This is a genomic window from Chitinophaga filiformis (assembly GCF_023100805.1).
Classification (GTDB): domain Bacteria; phylum Bacteroidota; class Bacteroidia; order Chitinophagales; family Chitinophagaceae; genus Chitinophaga; species Chitinophaga filiformis_B.
The window spans coordinates 4139739-4161405 of the sequence record NZ_CP095855.1; the positions used below are offsets into that span (position 1 = coordinate 4139739).

At 47.3% G+C, this 21667-nt stretch carries 18 protein-coding genes; 4 read left to right on the forward strand and 14 right to left on the reverse strand.

Annotated elements, in window-relative coordinates; genetic code table 11:
- The first annotated feature begins 34 nt into the window (after positions 1-34).
- Complete coding sequence (locus tag MYF79_RS16585) at positions 35-2362, forward strand: T9SS type A sorting domain-containing protein (RefSeq protein ID WP_247808769.1); 2328 nt, start codon at positions 35-37, stop codon at positions 2360-2362.
- 69 nt (positions 2363-2431) lie between these two features.
- On the opposite strand, the gene MYF79_RS16590 is transcribed toward MYF79_RS16585, so the two are convergent.
- The 8 genes from MYF79_RS16590 to MYF79_RS16625 form a co-directional block, all read right to left on the reverse strand.
- On the reverse strand, positions 2432-4621 hold the full coding sequence (locus MYF79_RS16590; protein ID WP_247808770.1) for a peptidase domain-containing ABC transporter: 2190 nt from the start codon (positions 4619-4621) through the stop codon (positions 2432-2434).
- Positions 4615-5493, reverse strand: coding sequence for a hypothetical protein (locus MYF79_RS16595; RefSeq protein ID WP_247808771.1), 879 nt, complete (start codon positions 5491-5493; stop codon positions 4615-4617). Before MYF79_RS16595 ends, MYF79_RS16590 begins: the two co-directional genes overlap by 7 nt.
- A gap of 3 nt (positions 5494-5496) precedes the next feature.
- Complete coding sequence (locus MYF79_RS16600) at positions 5497-6378, reverse strand: hypothetical protein (protein ID WP_247808772.1); 882 nt, start codon at positions 6376-6378, stop codon at positions 5497-5499.
- A 23-nt stretch (positions 6379-6401) separates the two neighbouring features.
- Positions 6402-7286, reverse strand: coding sequence for a hypothetical protein (locus MYF79_RS16605; protein WP_247808773.1), 885 nt, complete (start codon positions 7284-7286; stop codon positions 6402-6404).
- 3 nt (positions 7287-7289) lie between these two features.
- Entirely contained in the window at positions 7290-8132 is an 843-nt protein-coding gene (locus MYF79_RS16610) for a hypothetical protein (protein ID WP_247808774.1), read from the reverse strand.
- Positions 8129-9382 (reverse strand): radical SAM protein, encoded by a 1254-nt coding sequence (locus MYF79_RS16615; RefSeq protein ID WP_247808775.1) that lies wholly within the window; start codon positions 9380-9382, stop codon positions 8129-8131. Before MYF79_RS16615 ends, MYF79_RS16610 begins: the two co-directional genes overlap by 4 nt.
- 67 nt (positions 9383-9449) lie before the next feature.
- The gene (locus tag MYF79_RS16620; protein ID WP_199656399.1) at positions 9450-9659 is read right to left on the reverse strand and encodes a hypothetical protein; all 210 of its coding nucleotides are present in this window, start codon (positions 9657-9659) and stop codon (positions 9450-9452) included.
- Positions 9660-9792: 133 nt separating this feature from the next.
- On the reverse strand, positions 9793-12201 hold the full coding sequence (locus MYF79_RS16625; RefSeq protein WP_247808776.1) for an outer membrane beta-barrel protein: 2409 nt from the start codon (positions 12199-12201) through the stop codon (positions 9793-9795).
- Between the two features lie 227 nt (positions 12202-12428).
- On the opposite strand from MYF79_RS16625, the gene MYF79_RS16630 reads away from it, so the two are divergent.
- Positions 12429-12995, forward strand: coding sequence for a dihydrofolate reductase family protein (locus tag MYF79_RS16630; RefSeq protein ID WP_247808777.1), 567 nt, complete (start codon positions 12429-12431; stop codon positions 12993-12995).
- 204 nt (positions 12996-13199) lie between these two features.
- Here MYF79_RS16630 and MYF79_RS16635 read toward each other — a convergent pair whose 3' ends face one another.
- Entirely contained in the window at positions 13200-14447 is a 1248-nt protein-coding gene (locus MYF79_RS16635; protein WP_247808778.1) for a hypothetical protein, read from the reverse strand.
- 410 nt (positions 14448-14857) lie between these two features.
- Between MYF79_RS16635 and MYF79_RS16640 the strand changes: the two genes are divergently transcribed.
- Together MYF79_RS16640 and MYF79_RS16645 are read left to right on the forward strand one after the other, a co-directional pair.
- Positions 14858-16252 (forward strand): right-handed parallel beta-helix repeat-containing protein, encoded by a 1395-nt coding sequence (locus MYF79_RS16640; protein ID WP_247808779.1) that lies wholly within the window; start codon positions 14858-14860, stop codon positions 16250-16252.
- A 108-nt stretch (positions 16253-16360) separates the two neighbouring features.
- Positions 16361-16726: a VOC family protein gene (locus MYF79_RS16645; protein WP_247808780.1), complete on the forward strand. Its 366-nt coding sequence runs from the start codon at positions 16361-16363 to the stop codon at positions 16724-16726.
- A 54-nt stretch (positions 16727-16780) separates the two neighbouring features.
- Here the strand turns inward: MYF79_RS16645 and MYF79_RS16650 are convergent, their stop codons facing one another.
- The 5 genes from MYF79_RS16650 to MYF79_RS16670 form a co-directional block, all read right to left on the reverse strand.
- Entirely contained in the window at positions 16781-17197 is a 417-nt protein-coding gene (locus tag MYF79_RS16650) for a VOC family protein (protein ID WP_247808781.1), read from the reverse strand.
- Between the two features lie 76 nt (positions 17198-17273).
- Positions 17274-17846, reverse strand: a complete 573-nt coding sequence (locus tag MYF79_RS16655) for a Crp/Fnr family transcriptional regulator (RefSeq protein ID WP_247808782.1) — start codon at positions 17844-17846, stop codon at positions 17274-17276.
- Positions 17847-17854: 8 nt separating this feature from the next.
- Positions 17855-18985 carry a serine hydrolase domain-containing protein gene (locus MYF79_RS16660; RefSeq protein ID WP_247808783.1) on the reverse strand — a complete coding sequence of 377 codons (1131 nt, stop codon included), beginning with the start codon at positions 18983-18985 and terminating at the stop codon, positions 17855-17857.
- Between the two features lie 46 nt (positions 18986-19031).
- Positions 19032-19286, reverse strand: coding sequence for a winged helix-turn-helix transcriptional regulator (locus MYF79_RS16665; protein ID WP_247808784.1), 255 nt, complete (start codon positions 19284-19286; stop codon positions 19032-19034).
- Positions 19287-19385: 99 nt separating this feature from the next.
- A complete protein-coding gene (locus tag MYF79_RS16670; RefSeq protein ID WP_247808785.1) occupies positions 19386-21620 on the reverse strand; it encodes an alpha-N-acetylglucosaminidase in 2235 nt (744 codons plus the stop codon).
- Between the last annotated feature and the right edge of the window lie 47 nt (positions 21621-21667).

The window sequence follows — 21667 nt, forward strand, 5'->3', positions numbered from 1 at the left end:
GCTATCCTTTTTTCACCATTTAAAAGAACACACGATGCTAAAATTTACATGGACATCGCTACTGTTGTTATTCGGTTGTGCGGTCGCATATTCACAAACGAATATTGCCCCACAGGCCACTTCAACAACATCGTATGTTTCCCCCTGGGAAACAATTACGGCGTTAAATGACAATTACACGCCGGCCAATTCGAACGACAAAAGCCATGGCGCCTATGGTAACTGGGACAACCCCAATTCCATTCAATGGGTACAGTATGACTGGTCACAGACCTACGCTGTTACATCTGCGCAGGTATACTGGTTTGACGATGCCGGTGGCGTGCTGACGCCTACTACCGCATATCTGGAATACTGGAATGGCACTGCGTGGATACAACTGGCCAATGTACCTTTACAGAAGAATGCATTTAATACAGTGTCATTCACCGCAGTGGACGTGACAAAGCTCCGCCTGTCGATGCGTAACACTTCCCAGTCAACAGGTATTCTCGAATGGCGGGTGTACGGTACAGCGGTAACAACGCCGCCACCTACAGGCGGCGACAGCAGCAACTACACCTGGCCGGCATACTCGCCTACCATCAGCTACGACTTCCGGACTGAATATCCTAATCTGGCTGAACCAGCACAGGTGCTGAACGATTGTCCGCAGGTAGTTGGCACCCAGTCGTCCGGCTGGTGGACATTCCGCTGGGGACCAAAGAAACGCGCTATGATCACTTCCGCTGCTATTACGCCAATGCTGGCCCGTTTAAACAGTGAATTCAAATACTTCCGCGATACAATGGGCTGGCCTGCTGACCTGAGGGCAAGAAGCGGTTATAAGAGCGCCGTATACCTCTATGGTTCTGGTCTTTGTACCGACCAGGCAGATAGTACAGAGCAGGGTGGTTGGCAGAGTGGTATTTACTACAATGGTAAGAACTGGCCGATCATTCTTGCGTCTTACTATCCTGTATACGCATTTGATCCTGCATATAAAGGCAGCGATGGCGAATACCAGAGAAGCGCCATGGTACATGAAGGTATTCATGCTACCCTGGCAGACCTGCCTGGTGTGAAGAATTCCGCATGGTTCCATGAAGGCGGTAACGTGTGGTTCCAGCAAACAGCTGATGCACGCAGGTCGAACAACTACAGCTCCATGGGCTTCCTGAACGGTACGGATTTTATTGCGCCCTTCATGCCGATCGAATGTTATTCAGGCTGGCTGCAGGATGGTAGTTTCGGCGGACCATCAGCTGAAGGCGTGAACATGTATAACAGTTCCGGCCAGCAGCTTTGTACATGGCGCAGATTTCTGGGAGGGCACCAGTACAGCTCATCATTCCCTACTTTCCTGGGCAATACGCTGGGCGACAATGCTGTTCCATGGATATGGCGTTATGCATCTTCCAGGGTGCTGGAAGGCATTGCAAGCGGCATCGGCGCCGCCCAGATGCGCAGACTGATCACCGAATACAGGGCTAAACAGGCGATGGTTGATTTTGGTAAATGGAAGAGAGCTGTGGTGCAGTTACTCAATGATAATTTCGGTAGCTCTATCGGTGCTGAGTGGCAACCTTCCTGGTTAAATCCTGCTCCGTGGACGGCTACACCTTATGCTAAGACAACCAACACCAACGGCGTACTGAGACCTGATACTACCACATTGCCTGGTTGGTCTGGTGCTAACCAGATCCCTTTAACGGTGACCGGCAATACTGTTACTGTTAATTTTCAGCCTATCGGTGCCAATATGACCTGCCAGCTGGCTTACTGGACAGCGAATGGTACGCCGGTGTACAGCCAGTATGTTTCCAGCGGCAATGTTACGCTGAAATTGATGGCTGCTCCGGCTAACAATGTGGTGATCGCCATCATTACCAACACGGACTATATCTATTCCGGTGAAGCTACCAGAAAAGCGAAGTTCGACTACCGCCTGCAGCTGGTTACCGGTGTTACCGGCGCTGCAAGCGTGAACACAAAATGGTATACTGCTGCGCTGCTTTCCAGTGCCAGGACCAGCGACGCTCTTACTGAGGCGAAATCAGGTATAGACTGGTCTTTGTATTGCAACCAGCCATTCCATGGACAGGCAAGGCCGGAAGAGTACAAAGTTGCTTATGCTCATCCTGAGTTCCAGGTATATCCTAACCCGTCTGTAACTAACAATAGTGTGCAGATCCGCTTCTCCAATGCCAAAGCGGAAAGAAGCATTATCACTGTGTATAGCCTGACTGGTGAACTCATACTGCAGAAAATGACTACAGGAACCAACTATACAATTGAACCTAAAGCATTGAAACCAGGCGTATACCTGGTAAAGATCGCGAATACGGTGCTCAACTCCACACAGAAGCTTGTGGTGCTTTAAGTGAATTGATCTGTAAAAATGATAAGGGCCGCCATTTGTGCGGCCTTTGTCTTTTGTATGTGGGATAACTCACACACCCAGTTCCAGCTGGTTCTTTACCAGCTCAAAATACTTCCCGCGGTTCTTTGTCAACCCGGCATGTGAACCTACCTCCACAATCTCGCCTTTTTCCAGCACCACGATCTGCGCGGCATTCTTTACGGTACTCAGGCGGTGTGCAATGACCACCACTGTTTTCCCTTCGAAGAAACGTTCCAGGTTGTCCATGATCGCCCTTTCATTGTTGGAGTCGAGTGCATTGGTAGCTTCATCGAAAAAGATGATCCGGGGATTGTTATACACTGCCCGTGCAATGAATAGGCGCTGCTTTTGTCCGCCACTCAGTTCTACGCCAATACTGCCAAGTAATGTATTGTGCTGCTGCGGCAGGGAGTCGACAAATTCATCAAGACAGGCAATCTGCAGCGCCCTGCGCACCTTTGTGACATCAATATCCCTGTCTGTCATCGCGATATTTTGCGCAATGGAAGCACTGTAAATGTAACCGTCCTGCATCACTACACCACATTGCCTTCTGAGATCGTCGGTGTTGATCTTTTGCAGGTCGATGTCGTCGACCCGTATATGCCCATGCTGAGGGGCATAAAAGCCCAGGAGAAGCTTCATCAGGGTGGTCTTGCCGCTGCCGCTGGTGCCTACTATGGCAGTGATCTTCCCTTTGGGAATAGAGAGATTGATATTGCGGAGCACATAGTTATTGTGAACGCCTGCATATTTGAAGGAAAGGTCGGTTATTTCAAATCCTTCACTGAACCCTGGAGGGAAGTTCAATTTTTCTTCATCGTTTTCGTTGGCCTTTAGCTGTATCTCATTCAGCCTTTCGAATGAAGTCCTGGCATCCTGATAGTCCTGGAAGAAGTTCATTACCTCCTGCAATGGAATGGTCAGTTGTCCGATGATGTAGCTAATACTGAGCATCACACCGAAAGATATTTTATCGTTGATCACCCAGTAAGCGCAGAGGAAAGTAATAAAGATGTTCTTCAGCTGGTTGATCGTGTTGATCCCGTTCTGTTGAAGATGGGATAATTTAAGATTGCCCAGCTTGAATTCATACAGTTTGTTTTGCAACTCGCTCCATTGAGATACCCTGACAGCCTGTGCATTATTTAGTTTGATCTCCGTCATGCCTGAAATAAGATCGTTCAGATAGTGGCGCTCTTCAATGGCCAGCCCGAAACGGCGGTAATCCAGTTCCTTCCGCTTGCCAAGGAACAGGAAGAACCAGGTAAAAGAAAGGAAGGTGAAAGCGATAAAACTGAACACAATGTATTTGTCAAAGAACAGCATCTGCACTACATACGAGATCAGCAGCGCTGCTGAGAAGATAAAGGTCACCAGTTTTGTAGAAAGGAAGGTTTCTACTCTTTCATGGTCGTCTATACGCTGATAGATATCCGCATGATTCTTTGTATCGAAAAATGATACAGGCAGCCGCAGCAGCTTGACAAGGAACTCGGAGATAATGCTGATACTCAGCTTTGTGCTGAGCTTTGCCTGGATCAGGTTCCTGATATAATTGGTGAACGTAAGGCTGCCGAACAACATGAACTGGAACAGGAGCATCTTCCAGATAATATGAATGTTTTTTTCCTGTACGCCATGATCCGTCATGTACTGTATCGTTCTGGGGATCAGTAGTGAGAGGAGACTGGCTACCAAAATGATCAGGAACAGGATAGCCGTTTTTGCCGCATGGGGTTTCATGAATTGCAGGAACTGCCGGGAGATATTCCTGGTATGAGCCGGGGTGCTCACCGTATTATTCTTCCCTTCCGGATCAGGTTCTACGAAAAGGGCAATGCCTTTTTCCCCTCTGCCCAGCCAGGACTGTATAAATTCCTCACGCGATAGTGTAGCGAGGCCATACCCGGGATCGGCAACGGTGTATCTCCCGTCCCTGATGGCATAAAGTACCACGTAGTGGTTTTCGCGCCAGTGTAAGATGCAGGGGAAGGGTTGGGATGCATTCAGGTATTCGTCTGTCGTTTTCAGCACCAGGGCTTTTAAACCGGTTTGTTCAGCAGCGAAGACAATATCGCCGATATTGGTGCCGAGCCGTGAGGTATTGCACCAGTCGCGCAGCACAAATATATTCGTCTCAATACGGTAGTACTCAGCGATCATTTTTAAACAGGCAGGTCCGCAGTCCATCGAATCCAGCTGTTTCTGAAAGGGGTAATGTTTAAAGTTCAGCATCTGAATGTTCCAAAATAAACCATGTTGATATCTAAGGCCGTATTCCCTAAGGTGGAGCCGTCATGAAAACAGTTATCAGTCGGCGCAATGTAAAACTGGTAAGGCTGTTGAATGAATTTAATGACGGGGTAGTCGGGGAAATGTTTGAAGAAGTGCGCAGATACATTGTAGATGTTCACCTGCTGCTCTTTCACGTCAATCTTTTCCGATAGCATATTGAGTGCCTGGATCATTGTCAGGTTCACAAAGTAGAAGATCCGCGATTGATTGCCGAGGTTAATGGTAATGCGGTTGCCTGCCTTATGGGTGGTGTGCAGGGTCATAAACTGTGTACCATCATTATGCAGTCCTATATACCTTTTCTCGGGAACAGTAAAGTTTTCCCTTAGTCGCGTAATATCGCAGGCTACCATTTCAAGGTTGGGCAGATTGGCGGCTATGCAGTGAAAATGGAAAGGCTTATTGTCTGCAACTGTGCTCAGGAATTCCTGCATCTTTGTATTGAGCTGTTGGACGGTTTCCGGATGATCCCTGAACTTTTGCATCACTTCCTCCCTGTTTTTCGACTGCTCCAGCCCCAGCCGCCGGATAATGTACTGGAGCTCTGCCGGAATATAACCGGTAAATATTGTATTGTGGTCCTTACGGTCCGTTTTAGCGCGGATGATGGCAGATTCCTGCGTGTTCATTTTCCGCCAGTCCTTCTTCGGCAGATAGGCGTCCTCTTCAAACAGCGGAGTAAAATGCCAGTCCTGGAAGTCTACCTTCGCCAGGGTCTGCTCTTTATAAGATGAGGTGCCCGAGTTGATAAAAACGGCATCATATCCTTCCGGTAAGAGGCTGTATAATCTTATGCCTTGTTTCAGACGCATACATTAATATTGAAAGTTGCCAAAATAAACCATAGTGACATCCAGCGTAGAGCTGCCCAGTGTTGAGCCATCATGGAAACAGTTATCGGTTGGAGCAATATAGAACTGGTAAGGTTGCTGACGGATCTTTAAAACCGGATAATCGGGGTAATGCTGGAAGAAGAAGCGGCCAATATTAGCGATGTTGACATTGTGCTCCACTATATCTATTTTCTTCTTCAGCATGTTGATAGCCTGTACCATAGAGAGGTTTACAAACAGGAATGACCTGCTTTCCTCTCCGATATTGATGGAGATCCTGTTGCCGGCTTTATTGGCAGTATAGATGGTCATATCTTTTGTACCATCATTGTGCATGCCCATATACCTGATATCCTGCGGTTTGTAGCCCGCCGGCAGTTTGGTGGTATTACAGGCCACCAGCTCAATATTGGGGAAGTTGATGCCGATACAATGGAATTTGAACGGCTGTTTATTGGCCAGTGGTTGTAAGAATGCATTGAGCTGTTCACTGAGCGCTTTGGTCTTTTCCGGGCTTGCCGCCAGTTTTTCCATTACTTCATCCCTGTTCGCAGCTCCGGCTAAAGAGAGCGACTGGAATTGTTCTTTGAGCTTTCCCGGAATATCGCCCAGGTAGACGGTATTGTAATCATTACGGCGACCGTTTGCCTGCAGGCACCTGATCTCCGCATCATTCAATGCCCGCCAGTCCCTTTTGATGACATACGCGTCATCATTATATCGGGGTACATAGTTAAAGCCCTGGAAGCTGACAGCTGGCGCTGTTTGTGTCGCATGGTGAACTGTTCCTGAATTGATGCTGATGGCATCATAGTTTTCAGGCAGCTGGTTATAGATAGTGATCCCTTTTTTTAATTGTGTCATGTTTAACAGGTTTGAAGGGTGTGTCAGGGCTGGCAACGGAACATGCCGAAATAGACCAGGATGATGTCCAGCGACTTCATGCCCAGCGTGGATCCGTCATGGAAACAATTATCCGTCGGGGCAATGTAGTACTGGTATGGATGCTGTGTGATCTTCACCACGGGATAATCAGGGAAATATCTGAAGAAATATTCCGCAATGTTGATGATGTCTATCTTATGATTGTTCACATCCATTACCTGCTTCAGCTTATTCAGCGCCTGTACCATAGTGAGGTTCAGGAAGAGGAAGGAGCGGGGTTCTGCACCAAGATTGATCGTCAGCCTGTTCCCGAGTTTATGCAACTGGTAGGGAGACACATACGCCGTACCATCGTTATGGATGCCCATATACTTCTTATCCTGCTCCTTGTAACCTGCCGGCATGACGGTAGTGTCGCAGGCTGTTACTTCAAGATCGGGCAGATTGGTGCCAAGGTAATGGAACCTGAATGGATACCCATTGGATTTGCCCTGGAGGAACTGATCAGTCAATCTGTTGATTTCGGTAGTCAGCGCGGGATTGTCCCTGAATGCTGCAAAGACATCCTCCCTGTTTCTGCACTGCTCCAGGTGCAACTGTTCGAACAGCGATCGCAGGTCGTCCGGGATATCTCCCAGGCAGATCGTTTTGCCAATATCATGTTTACCCACGGGCTTTAGTATATTTATTTCTGTACTGTCCAGCGGCCGCCAGTTCCGCTTTGGCAGGAATGCGCCTTCTTCAAAGTCAGGCACGAAGGAAAGCCCTTCGTAATTGACCGCCTGTTTGTCCTGGCCGGCATGATGTAATACTCCTGTGTTGATGGAAACAGCACGATACCCATCAGCGGTCTGGCTATGTAAGCGTATGCCTTTGATCATTTTCATACACTAGTTGTTTAGGCTTACCTTGTCAAAAATGCCCGTGTAAACGATGGTTACATCTATTTCCCTGTTACCCAGTGTAGTGGCATCATGAAAGAAATTGTCCGTGGGCGCTATGTAATATTGATAAGGTTTGATCTCAATTTTAAGAGCCGGATAATCTGAATAGTGCTGAAAGAAATAATAGGCGATATTGTCGGGGTTCACTTCAGACACATCCATCTTTTCTCTCAACATATTTACCACCTGCCGCATAGAAAGGTTAATGAAAGCCAGCCAGCGGTTCTCTTTACTCAGGTTAATGGAAATGCGGTTGCCCGACCTATAGGCAGTATGTGGTGTAAAACGTTTACTCTGGTCGATATGTAAGCCGATATAGATGAACTGTTCATCAATATAATGACAGGTGATGGTTTCACGGTTAGGCATTGCCCTTGTAATACGGTGAAACTTATAATTCCTGCTGGCAGACAATGGGCGCAGGAATGCTTCCAGTTCTTCTGTTATCTGCTTTACGATGCTTTCATTCTCTTTGAGCGCCGGGTACACTTTGTCCAGTTCCTTCACCTGGTCAAGGCCAAGTGTTGCGAAAGAGCGCCTGAGCGTTTCCGGTATTTCTCCCACGTAGATGCTTTTGCTGAAATCTGTGCCGGCAGCAGTATTGCTTACTAATAATTTTGATTCGGCCGGCTGCAGATGTCTCCATTCATGTCTGGGAATATATGAGCCGGGATGGTAATAAAGCCCGGTGTCTGCTGTGGCAGGGATGGTGCCGGCGTTAATATACAACTGGTCATTAATGCCGGGCAGCTTGCTGTACAAGCCGATTCCTTTTTTTAGCTCCATCATGATAGTTGTTTAAATGAAGTTAATTTTTGTTGTACGTGCTTGTCAATCCTGTTGAGGGCAGGTCTTTTCAGCTCTTCCATTACTTCTTCGTAAGACATCTTCTCAACACCTATCTGTTCAACCGTTTCATGCGGAAGGCTTTCCAGAATATCGTTCTGCAGGAAACTGACCAGGCGGATAATATCTTTGCAGTAAATAGTGGGATTATCAAAGCCATTGGCCTCCGAAAACCTGTTGCCCAGGAAGCCGCCACCACAGATGTCGTAAACAGGGCAGTTCAGGCATTGCTCGCAAACCATTTCATGGGAGTTGTAGAAGAGCTCAAAAACATCGTCTCCGAAAAGATCTTCTATCTTTCCTGTATGTACATTGATATTGTTCCTTGTGATGCCCTCATAACAAGCCCTTAATGAATCAACCACCTCTATTCCGCCGTTGGTCTCTATGACGGCAACGCCATTGGTTTTCTTTCCTATGGCCTGGTTACCGATATGCTCATTGCCCATCAGCAGGGCGATGAGGTTCTCAAAAAGCCGGATGGCTGGTCTGCTCTTATCCTTTTTCCATAATACGAACAATGCGATGAGCCAGTCTGCATAAGGCGTATATTCTTCTTCGGATACTCTTTTAAGGTCAAATCCTCCCGGTAATTTGCTGTGATGACCATCGGGAAATAGAAGGTTCAGGTTCCTTACGCCCAGCTGTTTGATCTCCTCGTAAAATTCGGCGGGCGGTATATCCACGTTCAGGACCATCAGTATGCCGGTAAGGCCATTGTCTTTTCCCAGCCTCACAGCTTTTGCTACTTCTTCGTAGGAACCTTTCCCGTTATGAAATACCCTGTAACGGTCATGTTGTTGCCGCGGACCATCAAAGCTGATCCCTATCTTCACCTGGTACTCATTAAAGAAATGATACCAGTCGCTGTCCAGCTGTACGCCATTGGTTTGAATGGTATAGGAGAATTCGATATCAGGGCAGGTGCTGGTAAAGATCTCAATGCTTTCGCGGAAAAATTCTTTACTCAGCAGCAGGGGTTCACCTCCATGGAAGACGATCTGTACAAACCTTATATCTGCAGCGCTGCAGTATGACCGTAATCTGTCTGCCAGCGCGCTGATAGTATCGATAGACATGAACTTAGGCTGGTTCATATAGGTCTTGTCGCCCAGGTTATACATGTAACAGTACGAACAGTTGAGATTACACCGGCTGGCAATTTTGAGCACGAATGAGCTTATCTTTTTCATAGTAGAAACGGGGTTGAGTATAGATAGCCAATCTATCTGCTGATAGATTGGCTATACTGCCGGTTAATTAACCAATTGCCTGTAAGAAAGTATCGTGCTTATCGTAAGCAGATGCTCTTGAACGCAGATTGCTAACGGCAACAACAGGACAGTCAGCGCCTACGCCACCAAAAATAGCTTTGTAGAGGTCAAGCTGCTCGTTCTGTGAAGACTTCAGTGCTTCATCAATGATACTTTTCTGTTCGGGTTGTGGTGCGATCCTGGTTTTTTTCTTCATAAAATTTCAGGTTTAAAGAATAAAAAAATTGTGCCATCGGTAAGGACATGGCAATTGCCCTTTCATTTATCGGGATTGAAATGAAACTAAAGAAACGCCTGTAACAGCAGATGGATTCAGGGGTGTTGGTTAACTACATAATTCTTCCTTTTACGTCATCGTTTCCGGTGTCCCGGTCTCTTTTACTCTTTACTGTCGATTTGCCGAAATTATAGCTTACCGAAAGCGCTACACTGCGCGTATCGTGATAGTTCTTGTCGATGATCCGCAGACCGTCCAGCACAATGTTATATCTGTCCATATTGCTTTTGAACAGGTCCTGTGCGGACAGCACAATGTTGAAGCTTTGTATGGTCTTTCTCAGTCTGATCTCGGTTTCCAGCCTGTTGGAGATCCTGGTATTGACGATAGTTACCGGGAATGTGTTCTTTGCGATCACTGTACAGGAAAGCCCTTTTTTCTTTGAGATGCTAAAGGTCTGATTGGCGGAAAGGCTCACTACGAAAGATTCATTGTCTATATTGACACTGTCTGCATATTTTCCCCGGGAGATGACATATCCTGTCAATACGGAGCCGGACAGTGTCCACCAGGGAAGGAGCTTATTGTAATACACCATCGCGCCGGAATAACTGTATTTGTTACCGTAGTTTGTTTTCCTGTTGGCAATAATATTTCCTGAAGGATTGTAGGGCAATGCATAGAACTCGTCCAACAGCTGGCTGGCAGCTACCTGGAAGGTGTAAGTGCCTGTTTTTCCTTCCAGTGTATGACTGAGTTCCTGCCTGTAATATTTTGAGGGCTTCAGGAAGGGATTACCTTCGAAATAGGTCTGGTCTGTGGTATAAGTCCTGAAGGGGTTCACATCCCAGAAACCTGGCCGGGTGATCCTGCTGGATACGGCCAGTACATATGTCCTGTTTTTAGCTGTAGTGTATTTCAGAAATGCCGTAGGAAAGACATTGGTATAGTTCCTGTCTACAACTCTTGATCCGTTCAGCCATCCTTTGGCCACAGTATTCTCTACTCTCATCCCCAGCTGATAGCTCCATTGGGTATTTATTTCGCTGTTCCATATGGCATACAGGGAACTGATGTTCTCGTCATATTTGAACAGGTTACTCCTGGTGGGGTCATGTACCCAGGTGTAGTCCGGCGTCCAGTTTTCGAACACGAGATTATTATCGATCGATGACAGTGACACCTTTGCGCCCAGGTCGAGAGACGATTTTTTACCTATAGGCCATTCGAGATCCGCTTTTGCAGATTTGTTACTGATATTTTGTGGAGCAGAGCTCCTGAACCAGTCTGTTGTTAGAATGGATTTATAGGTGTCTATATCAAGTACTTCTGTTTTACTGAGCGATTTATTGCCGGACCTGTATTCCAGTATATCCAGGTCTACACTGAGCGTAGTACCTGTGGAATCGAGCTTTCCCTGGTAGTTGAGATTCAGTGAATATGTCTGGGAATTGAGATCGTCTTTGTTGCTGGTGAACCGGAGGGAATCTGCGTGCCCATAGTGGTCGCGACTATAGGCATCCCGTGTTTCCTTATGCCAGTCGCCGGAATAGTCGAACAACACACCTATCACGTTGTTACGATTGAGCTGATAATCCACACCCAGGTTGGCCCCGGGATACAATACCCGGAACTCGTTGGAAGCGTGAATGTTTCTTTGCACGAGACCATCACCGTCGCCGGCAGGGTAGTGGATGTTTTTATTAAAATCCGGTTTTCTTTTCCTGTTCCCTGCATAGAGATCAGTATAAATATTCCATTTCCCCTTGCGGTGATTGAGATATATGCTGGCGGCCTGTGAATTGACAGCGCTTTGTCTGGCGCTCAGCACGGAATTGCCGTTAAGGCCCTCTGCTTTATTCTTTTTGATGATGATGTTGATGATGCCTGCGCCACCTTCGGCGTCGTACTTGCTGGGTGGGGTGGTCATCACTTCGATGGCTTCAAGATTATCCGACGGAATGCTACTAAGGTAGTTTTTAAGTGCATTTCCGCTGAGTATTTTCTTTTTATTGTTGATGTAGACAATTGCGTTGGCTGTACCACTGATCTCGAGTGTACCATCGGAAGAAGCGTTGACCAGCGGTGTTTTTTCAAGGACGTCCCATATATTGTTGCCGAATACAAGATCAGTACCTGCTACGTTAAACCGCAGACGGTCAATGGTCCGTTCGAAGACAGGTTTTTGGGATCGTATCACCACTTCCGATAATGTTTGTATTTTGTCGTACGATATATGTAGTGTTGTGTCTTTGTGGATTGCGAGCGGTATAATAGTGTCCCTGAATGTGCCCGGGCGAACAAGCAGTTTATATTCCCCTGGTTTTATATTGGAGAGTAAATAATGACCCGTGCTGTCTGTAAGCGTATTATAAACAACGATCTTTCCCTGTTGCATGCTCACGGTGGCAAATGCCAGCGGGTTCCGGTTATTGTCAGTCACTTTGCCTTGAACTGAAACCTGCGCATAAGTGGAAATGAGTATGAGGGAAAAAATTATTGTGGCAGCGATCTTTAACATAATGCTATAGTTATTTCAAAGGGAATCAGCGCATTCCTGCTATCGGGGTAAAACCAAACTTTAATACCAAATTTCGAATGATTATTTAATTCGGGTATATAGAGTTCTCACAAACAAAGCGGGTTAATAAATTGCGTTATTTGTAATAGTAAGTTAATAGAAAAATAATAATAAAAAAAATTTTTAGACGAACCTGGCGGAAAAAAATAGTACATAAAGCATACAATATGAGAAAAGTGATCTTAAATCTTGCAGTAACGCTGGACGGCTTCATTGAAGGACCCAATGGCGAGATAGACTGGTGTATCACTGATGACGGACCAGGGTCGGAGGAGGGTATTACGTCGCATTTCAACGAGTTTCTGGCGCGGATCGATACGATCTTTTACGGGAGATTGAGTTACGATTTGTGGGGGCAATATCAACCTGCTGCTGATGCATCTTTAGCGGAAAAGAAACTATGGGAGAGCGTGCATAGTAAAAACAAGTATGTTTTTTCAACGCAACAGAATGAAAGCGACGATGCAGTATATATTACCTCGGATATTGCTGATAGGGTGAATGAATTGAAAGACCGACCCGGAAAGGATATCTGGCTTTATGGCGGCGCAAAGCTGATCACCACTTTTGTTAACCTGGGACTTGTTGATAATTATCTGCTGGCGATGCATCCTGTGATCCTGGGCGGAGGAAAGCCGCTCTTTTCGGATCTGAAAAGCAGGACAGATCTGAAACTCAGGCGGACTGTTACGTCGACATCTGGTGTGATCCTGCTTGATTATGAAAAATTATAAAGTGAAGGTTATTGAAAGCATGTTTTGGTCGGAGGATATTACGAATAGGTAACGGGCATATGACCAGCATTAACCCCCGATAGTCTTTCGATTCGATGAGCGGAATACCGGCGGTTAATGTCGGTCATATGCTGATCCTATGCAACTTATATGAGCTTAAATGAGGGTGCTGATTTTGCCCCGGAAGTTAGCCACGGTAATACCTCAGGTTCCGGCTTCTTCCCTTACCCAGTAACGGGGCTTGCTGATATGGCCCGAGCTGAGATCCCATATATAAGTACAGGCATCCAGTGTGCCCACTACCCAAACTTCCCATTCATTTTCGTTGAGGCGGCGTGCATAGCTATTTACACCGAATATGGCATTGTATTGCACTCGTCTCGCATAATCTTTTGCGCTTATTTCAAAGTAGGGAAGCGCTGCCATCTGAATGGCAGAGCCCCATTGATGTGGATGAAGGAGAGTAGCGGCATTGTAGGCGCTATCTCTGTAGGGTGTGATATCGTCCGCTATGGTAGTCAGCTCCCTGAAGCCTGTTAGTGCGGGTGGTGGTGGTGCCAGCGAGCGCAGCTCCTGTTCCCTTGCTGCCTTGTAACGCCTGCGATTGCTGCTGAGGAAGGCTGCCAGTTTTTCAGTTTGTTGTTGCCTGTGAACGTAAAGGAGATCATCGCTGCCATATCCCGAGGCTGGATAGCTGTTCCAGATCGACTGCAAAAGATCATCCATAAGTTGGACGGTTTCATCTGCTGGTTTTACGATGGAACGAGACCATATGATCTTCGTATATGCCGGATCATCCAGCTTAGTCCGGCTGGGCGCTGAGATAATTCCCCGTCTCAGATCATACCGGAAAGACACTGCCAGCGTACGGTCTGCCGCCCAAACCTGCCAGAGGTCGCCGGAAAGAAGCTGCGTATACACCTGCATGCCATACAGTCCTTTTGTACGGTAGTAACGAAGTGCGTGTTCCTGTAATGTAGAATCAGAAAATATGGCAGCGGCAAACATGGAGTTGGCGATCTGTGCAGTCATTGCAGGATCAAATGTTCTGAGAAGCGCCACTGAAAACAGATCAATGTTACCGGTCAGGCTGCCCGCATTGCGGAGGCTGGTGGTGTCCCAGTCAAGGGCCAGCAACGCCGCCGGAGGAGGCGCATATTGCGCAAACTTTGACATGCGTACTGCTGCATACTGATCGCCATTTGCCTGTGCGAACGAATTGAATGCTTTGATGAAAGGTGCATTGCGGAATTTTTCCGTACGTTGTACAATTTCGCTGTCGGGAAGGCTGTTCATCAGTGTTTCCAGGTCATACCATCCTTGCCGGTTCGTGTTGGTGAAAACGTCAATCTTCTTCAACAGTTCTTTTTCTTCTGTTGTTTTGACAGCCTGAGAATATACAAGGCCTGTGATCATGCTCAATATGATTGTCAGGCCGACACGTTTTGTCATAGTGCAGGGTTTCAGTGAACGAATAATTACCGTGTAATCGGCGACACAAGATAGTAAACAGTCGCTGAATTCATTGATGAGTTACTGTTACTGAATATATTTTGTTTAGTCAGCGGATATTTTTCGTTTTTGGTTTTTAAAATAATTCCTAACTTTGCATCGCAATAGAAGAAGAAATCAGCAATTACTTTGTCATGTAATGTTTAGCATCGGTTCAACATAACGATGCCTGCCAATGAAGCCCAACGGAAGAGCATAAGACATATCGGAGAGCATATTGAAAAACAGCGGAAGAATACCACAACGGATCGAATTTATTTACACACGTAATTAATCTGAATAATCACAACATTCGTGGACGGTTTGAGTGACCGTGCCCAAAATTTTAACCGTATCCTTTATTAGCAAACATGAAGAATCTTAACAACATTGTCCAATCAATGATTGGCGCAGCTGTACTTTTTCTCGCTGCAAGCTGCCAAAAAGAAGACATTTTAACGGAAAAGCTATCCACAGACAACAATCTGGCTGTTACCGCAACAACAGGAAGACAATTTACACTTGTTCCTGACGCATACGGACGCCTGTTGATCGACAACACGGCCAAAACCTACCAGCCAGGAGATGTCATCAACCTGAAAGGCTCATTTAAAGCGATCCAGGTAGTGAATCTCAGTGGAAGCGCCTCAGCGCCGATCATTATCCGCAACCTTGCTGGCAGCACAGTAACGATCGGCAATCCGTCATGGAATGGTGGCGCCTATAGCGTAGCATGTGTTTTCTGGAATAGCCATTATATCCGTTTCGGTGGACAGTCAGGACAGTCGCAGGTTATCATCAGTGGTTCAACCCAGGCTGCAAGAGAGGCTTATTATGATCTGCAGATCGGTAATAAGAGTGATAATATTGAAGTGTCCAATCTGACTATTCAGAACGGTGGTAATGGTATTGTAGCGAAAACAGATCCTGTCAGCGGCGATGCTACTACAGTGTATCCGAATACCACGATGAATAATCTGCTGATACATGACCTGGTGATCCGCAACACGGCAAATGAAGCGATGTATATCGGTCATACAGCTACCTACTGGGATCTCACTGCCAATGCGCCCTACTATGGAGCCACGTCCGCAATGACTACAAGTCATCAGTATGTGCAGCCTATTATGTGGAGGAACGTGAAGATTTATAACAATAAGGTAAAGGACATTGGCAAGGATGGTATACAGACCGCTGCTATCGACCGGTTGGAGGTTTACAACAATGAAGTGACCAACTGGGCAATGGAAAAAAATTCTGCACATAATGGCGGTATCCTGATCGGTGGACGCACCCTTAATACGAACACACACGACAACTATGTGCATGATGGCTGGGGCGAACTTTGTCAGTTTTATGGTTCAGGAGGAAGCGGTGTTACGCATATCATCCACAATAACCTGTTCAGGAATGGATCGCTTGATGGTGTGAGCATGAGAGGATATGCGAATGCGATCGTACAGTTCACCAACAATACCATTGCATATACAATGGGAAACAGCCTGCGTATCAATGGCAGCACTGGTCAGACAGGCGTGAACATCATTAATGGGAATGCCTTTATCAGACCGCACAATGCTGTATCTCCCATCTACGACAAATATTACATTTACCTGGAACAGAATGCTAAAGCACAGGAAGGAACCGGTGTACTGGTGAATGCGAAATTCCCCACCTGGGCATCTGCAAAAGTAGACGCAGCTAATTACTATCTGCCACTTCCGGGTTCGCTGATGGGAAGCGCAGGTTACAGGAAACTGTATTAATGATACCCTTTAATTAATCGATTCGTTATAATAAGGCCCGGGCAATTTGTCCGGGCTTTATTATATTTATATTCGGCCAGGTCCTGGCAATCAATAAAAAGTCAGATTATGAAACATAAAGCTGTATCTATCCGCCCATTTATCGGAGCGAAGAACTTCGAACAGTCCCGTAACTTTTACAGGGATCTGGGTTTTGAGGAAGGTGTTTTGTCGCCCGACATGTCCGTTTTCACAACCGGCGAACTGGCCTTTTACCTCCAGCGCGCATATGTACAGGACTGGATAGATAATTCTATGATCTTCCTGGAAGTGGAAGATGTAGAACATTTCTGGGAAGAGTTGCTGAAACTGGACCTGCCTGCCAAATACGAGGGCGTAAAGCTGACACCCATACGAACATATGATTGGGGGAAGGAGTGTTTTGTACACGACCCCTCAGGCATTCTCTGGCACTTCGGGCAGTTTTCCGATTAACACATGCCGGGAGAAACACGCTCTTTCCGTATGCCCCGCATGCGCCGACAGGGGCTATTTCTCTGCATGTAAACCAATCCTGTTTCCTTCTGTGTCTTCAATGACCGCAATCAGGCCCGCTCTGATCTGCATTTTAGGCACAACAATTTTGCCGCCGGCTCCTTCAACCCTGTTTAATACCAGATCAATCTCAGGATAGGCATTCAGATAAACTTTTGTGCCTTCGGCTGAGGGCTTTGCATGCTCCGATTTTGTTAATGCGCCGCTAACGCGTCCGGATGTCGCCTGAACAACGGAAGGATCGGATGGGAAGAAGGTTAACTCTTCATTTGTTTCGTCCAGGTGAAGCGTCTGCATCTGGATATCCAGGATGGTTTCGTAAAATGCTTTTGCCCTGGCAGAGTCCAGCACGGGAATTTCAAACCAGGTGATAACATTGGTTTCCGCGTCGATTTTTCTAAGTTTTGACATGTGTTTTACTTTTTTGCGATGAGCACAAAGTTCTGTACATCTCCACTTTCAACGCTGTGACGATCGTCACAAAATATCAGGACACCGCGCGGCGTTTCCTGATCCTGCTGAGCGTTTCTCTGGCCACTCCCAGGAACGACGAGAGTTGGGTCAGGGAAACCCTTTGCAACATATGGGGATGATGTTTTTCAATGTATGCCAGCCGCTCACTGGCGGAATATAGCTTGAAGAGCGAGGAGAACTCTTCCTGCTTGGAAGCGAATAAACGGATGCATAAACGTCCCAGGGTCTCTATTTCCGGAACCTTGGCAGCGGCCCGGAATAACTCGCCCTTATCGAAAACAATGGCGTTTAATGGCTCGCAGGCAATGATACTGAAGCCAGATCTTTTCCCGCTGCCAAAGCTGTTGATATTGGTGGCGATGTCATTCTCAAAAAAGAAGCCGGTATTTTTTTCGACGCCATCAATTACATGATAACTTCTGCAAAAGCCGGTGTCAATATAAAACAGGGCATTACACACCTGACCTTCCTGTAACAGGTACTCATTTTTCCTGAATTCCCGCCTGCTCAGCGCAGGCATCAATGCCGTCACGCCCTCAGCTGACAGTGGCATTAGTGTATTGAGATATCTCAGCAGGTTTTCCATGCGTACATTTATTTCTCTGCAGCAGGAACAATATAATCCCTCATAATGGCTGCACTATTTTTCTTTATGCTCCATTTATTATAGTTCCCTGCGGTAATAACGACCACCAGGTCGTGCTCCTTGTCAAAGATGATGCGTTGGTCACCATTACCGACACAGTTTACGGTGGTTATCGGCTTGTTGTCCACCTTATCTTCCCATATCCAGAACTGGTAGCCATAGGCGCCGCCGGGGTGCTTTACATGGGGCTGAAAAGAGGCTTTTACCCATTGGGCAGGAACGATCTGTTTGCCCTGCCATATGCCGTTGTTATTGTACAGCAACCCGAACTTCAGCAGGTCCCGGGAACGGAGGCGCAACCCTGATGCTGCGGCAGGCATGGTGGTGCCTGGATATTTTACCCATTCAAAAGTAGTAATACCTAAGGGTTTAAAGAGATATTCACGGGCAAACTGGTCCACCGGCATGCCGGTAGTGCGTTCAATGATCGCGGCCAGTAACTGCGTGGTTCCGCCATTGTATTTCCAGACCTGCCCTGCAGGCGCTTCCATCGGCTGGCTGAGCACATAGCCTACGGGATCAGGGCTCGAGATCATTCTTATTTCGCTGTTTTCCGGGTTATCGTAGGGGACGTCTTCGTTCCATACAAGGCCAGAGCTCATGGTAAGCAGGTGTTTAATAGTGAGCGCCGATTTCATGCCCGTATCCTGTGCGGCATAAGCGGGAAAGAAACTAAATACCTTTTGGTCAACACTTTTGATCTTGCCTTGTTGAATAGCGATCCCTACACAGGCAGACACGATACTTTTCGAGATGCTCCTGATATCATGCAGGCTGTCCCGCTCGTGTGGCACCATGCCCATGGAATTGCCCCAATGCTGATCTTCGCCAGGCCAGTAATGTTCGTATAACAGCTTGTTGTGCCGGCTAATCAGCAGACTGTGAATGTTGGGATAAGTATTTTTGCCAATCTCTTCAGCCAGCATATTTATCTTGTTCCCATCCATCTTTTCGTCTTTCAGTGCTGCAATGGAAATGCCGTCTGTCAGTTTCGCAGGACTATCATTTGTTGTTCCCCGCTGGGAGAACACTTGGGCGACGATCAATAGTAAAAGTAAGGTCGTAATGAGATTTTTCATGGATTAACTGCTGATGTTGAAATGAAATATAAGGCTTTTTCCCGGATTATGCATTGGCAGATGCTGCCGTGACCATCTCTCTGTGCCGGGTACCCCAGCGAACCATTGCGTCAATTACTTCCATCAATGATCTGCTGTATGGCGTGGCTGAATATTCGACCGTCACCGGCTTGGTATTACAAACCTTGCGGGTGATCAGGAGGTTCATTTCAAGTTCCTGCAACTCTTTTGAAAGTATTCTCGGAGAGATCTCCGCTTCACGTACCAGTTCTCCAAAACGAAAAAGTGGCGGAATTTGCACCCGGTGCACATTGAAGGTAAGTTACTCTTAATGTACACCAGTGCAGAATTCCGCCGTTGTAGAGGGATAGGATAGGTTGTTTTAATCTTTTTTAGCGGATCATTTATTTTGATATGCTTCTTCTATGACTGTTCTGTATTTATCATACAACCTCCGGGCAGTCTGTATACTGTTGCCCTGTGGGCTAACTGCGAATGCCTGCTGACGGTTGACCCACTGCCATTCCCAGGCGCGTATCTGTTTGTCGAAGGCGGCCAGGTCGGGCGTTGTCCCTGTTTGCAGGGAGTGCTGCAGTATTTGAAAGAATTGTTTCCAGCGGGGCTTGTAGAAATCGTTCAGCAAGCCGCTCCACTGGCGGTTGGCATATTCGTGCAGCGGACTGTTGGCATCGCCCCATAAGGTGATGAGATCACGTGCATTGTGTTCATACAGCGCTTTTTCTGCACTGGTAGCTCCCCAGCTACGGGCAGTAGACAGCCAGGGTCCAAGCATAAAATCTTTGCGGGTAGCTAATAAGTTATCCATATCGCTGATCAGCGCCAGGTACCGGCTGCTGTATGTGTTGAAGGCGGCATTGTCTTTTTCCCTGAAGGCACGCACCCAACGCTGTTGCAGAGGGAGTGCATAGTTTGCCAGTACCTGTCTGCTGATATCTACCAGGTCATAACAGAAACCGTCGGTGTTGATACCCGCGGCAGCAGCTTTGATGAAGAGGTCCCAGGCAGGTAGTAGTTCCAGCGGTGGGTAATTGAGGCGGGTACGTGTCCATTCGGCAGTGGAATCGAAAGTAGGGCGGCCGGTAATGATGGATTCCGCGCCGTCCCTGATAGCCTGACCGTTGTAGACAGTATGCTTCAGGATGTCCCAGGCTTTGACCAGGTCTGCATTTTCGCTACGATAGCGGTTACGGATATATTTGCGCAACCAGTCATCCAGCGGGACAGGCTGGGATTGCCAGGTATGTTCCATCATCAGCTCATACAGCACCGGGTTCTGTTCGATCGCTTCCATGGTAAGACCAATGCCAGCCATGTTACCTGAACTGGCATCATTCAATGCAAGTGCGGGACCTGAGGCGGCTCCTTCCATTCTTCCGAACAGGTTGACATTCCCACCGAAGTTGTTCAGCATATTCCAGATCCAGGGTTTGCCATAGAAGGCATCCGTTCTTTTCCATACCGGCTCAATTTCAGCGGCCAGGTCCAGCAGGATCATTTTATCGTTTGGTACGGCTTTTAGCAAAGCTTCCACCTGCGGGGCTTTCCAGAACTTCCTGTCGCTATAGAACAACCAGCCCTGCATGACCCATACAGCGGCAGTATCTGCCTGTTTCATGCCTTCATAGACCCTTGCGCTCAATCCGGAGAGGAAGGAAGGATCATCGGAGGGCGGTTCGTTTTCGTTGAACGTATCCGCAGAGTATAAATGATCAGTACCGTACAACTGTGTTTGCTTTTCCAGGAATTTTTTACCCAGCATGGCGAAAAGCGGATCAGCCGCATCCAGGATCTCCGTATCGGCAAAGCCGTTCTTCCAGTTGGTCGTTATCAGTTTTGCAGCAGGAAATCTCTTTTTGAAAGCTGTAGGCACATGGCCGGTAAAGGCGGGCAATACGGGCTTCATACCCAAAGCCCTTTCCCTTTGCAGGATCTTTACCTGTAAGGCATGATGGCTTTTCATCCAGCTAAGGGGCAGGGGACCGCCCCAGCCATCCAGGTTGCCCATCCAGAACCAGGCGAAATAGGCGGGGCCGCTGAAGAAGTCTTGTAACTCTGCATCAGTAAATCCCAGGTCTTTATATACAAGGTACCAGGTATACTCTTCTCCCGTGATCGCCAGCGGCATATTAATGCCATGCAATGCCATCCAGTCTATTTCTTTTTCCCAGCGTTCCCAGTTCCACCAGCTCATCGAATAATTGAACGTACAGTAATTCAGGTAGTAACGGTACTGATATGGTGAACGCCTTTGCACTTGTTGCGGTACAAGGGGCAGGCGATCGGGCAGACGCAGGTTGGTGCCGTTCCAGGTGATCTGGCAATGCGCGTATTCAGCCAGGTAATGGTACAGGGCTGAGGCAATGGCCACGCCGTTATTCCCTCTTAAAATGATCTTTCCCCCGTTGCTCTCTATCTCGAAGGAATCCCTGGCCGCTTTTGCCGGCAGACTTTCGACCTTGAACGCAGCTGCTTTGCCCGGCAGTATCCTGCCGATGAGTGCAGTGGCTTCCGCTTTGTTAAGCTGTGCAGCTGCATGAGTATAGCAGCAAAAGGACAGGAACAGGGCCATGTAATACCGGCGTTGGCGCGCTTTGGCTGGGAAAGAGATCTTCATTATCTGATGGTGAGGTGATATTGAAAAAAAATGATTGCGGGAGCGCC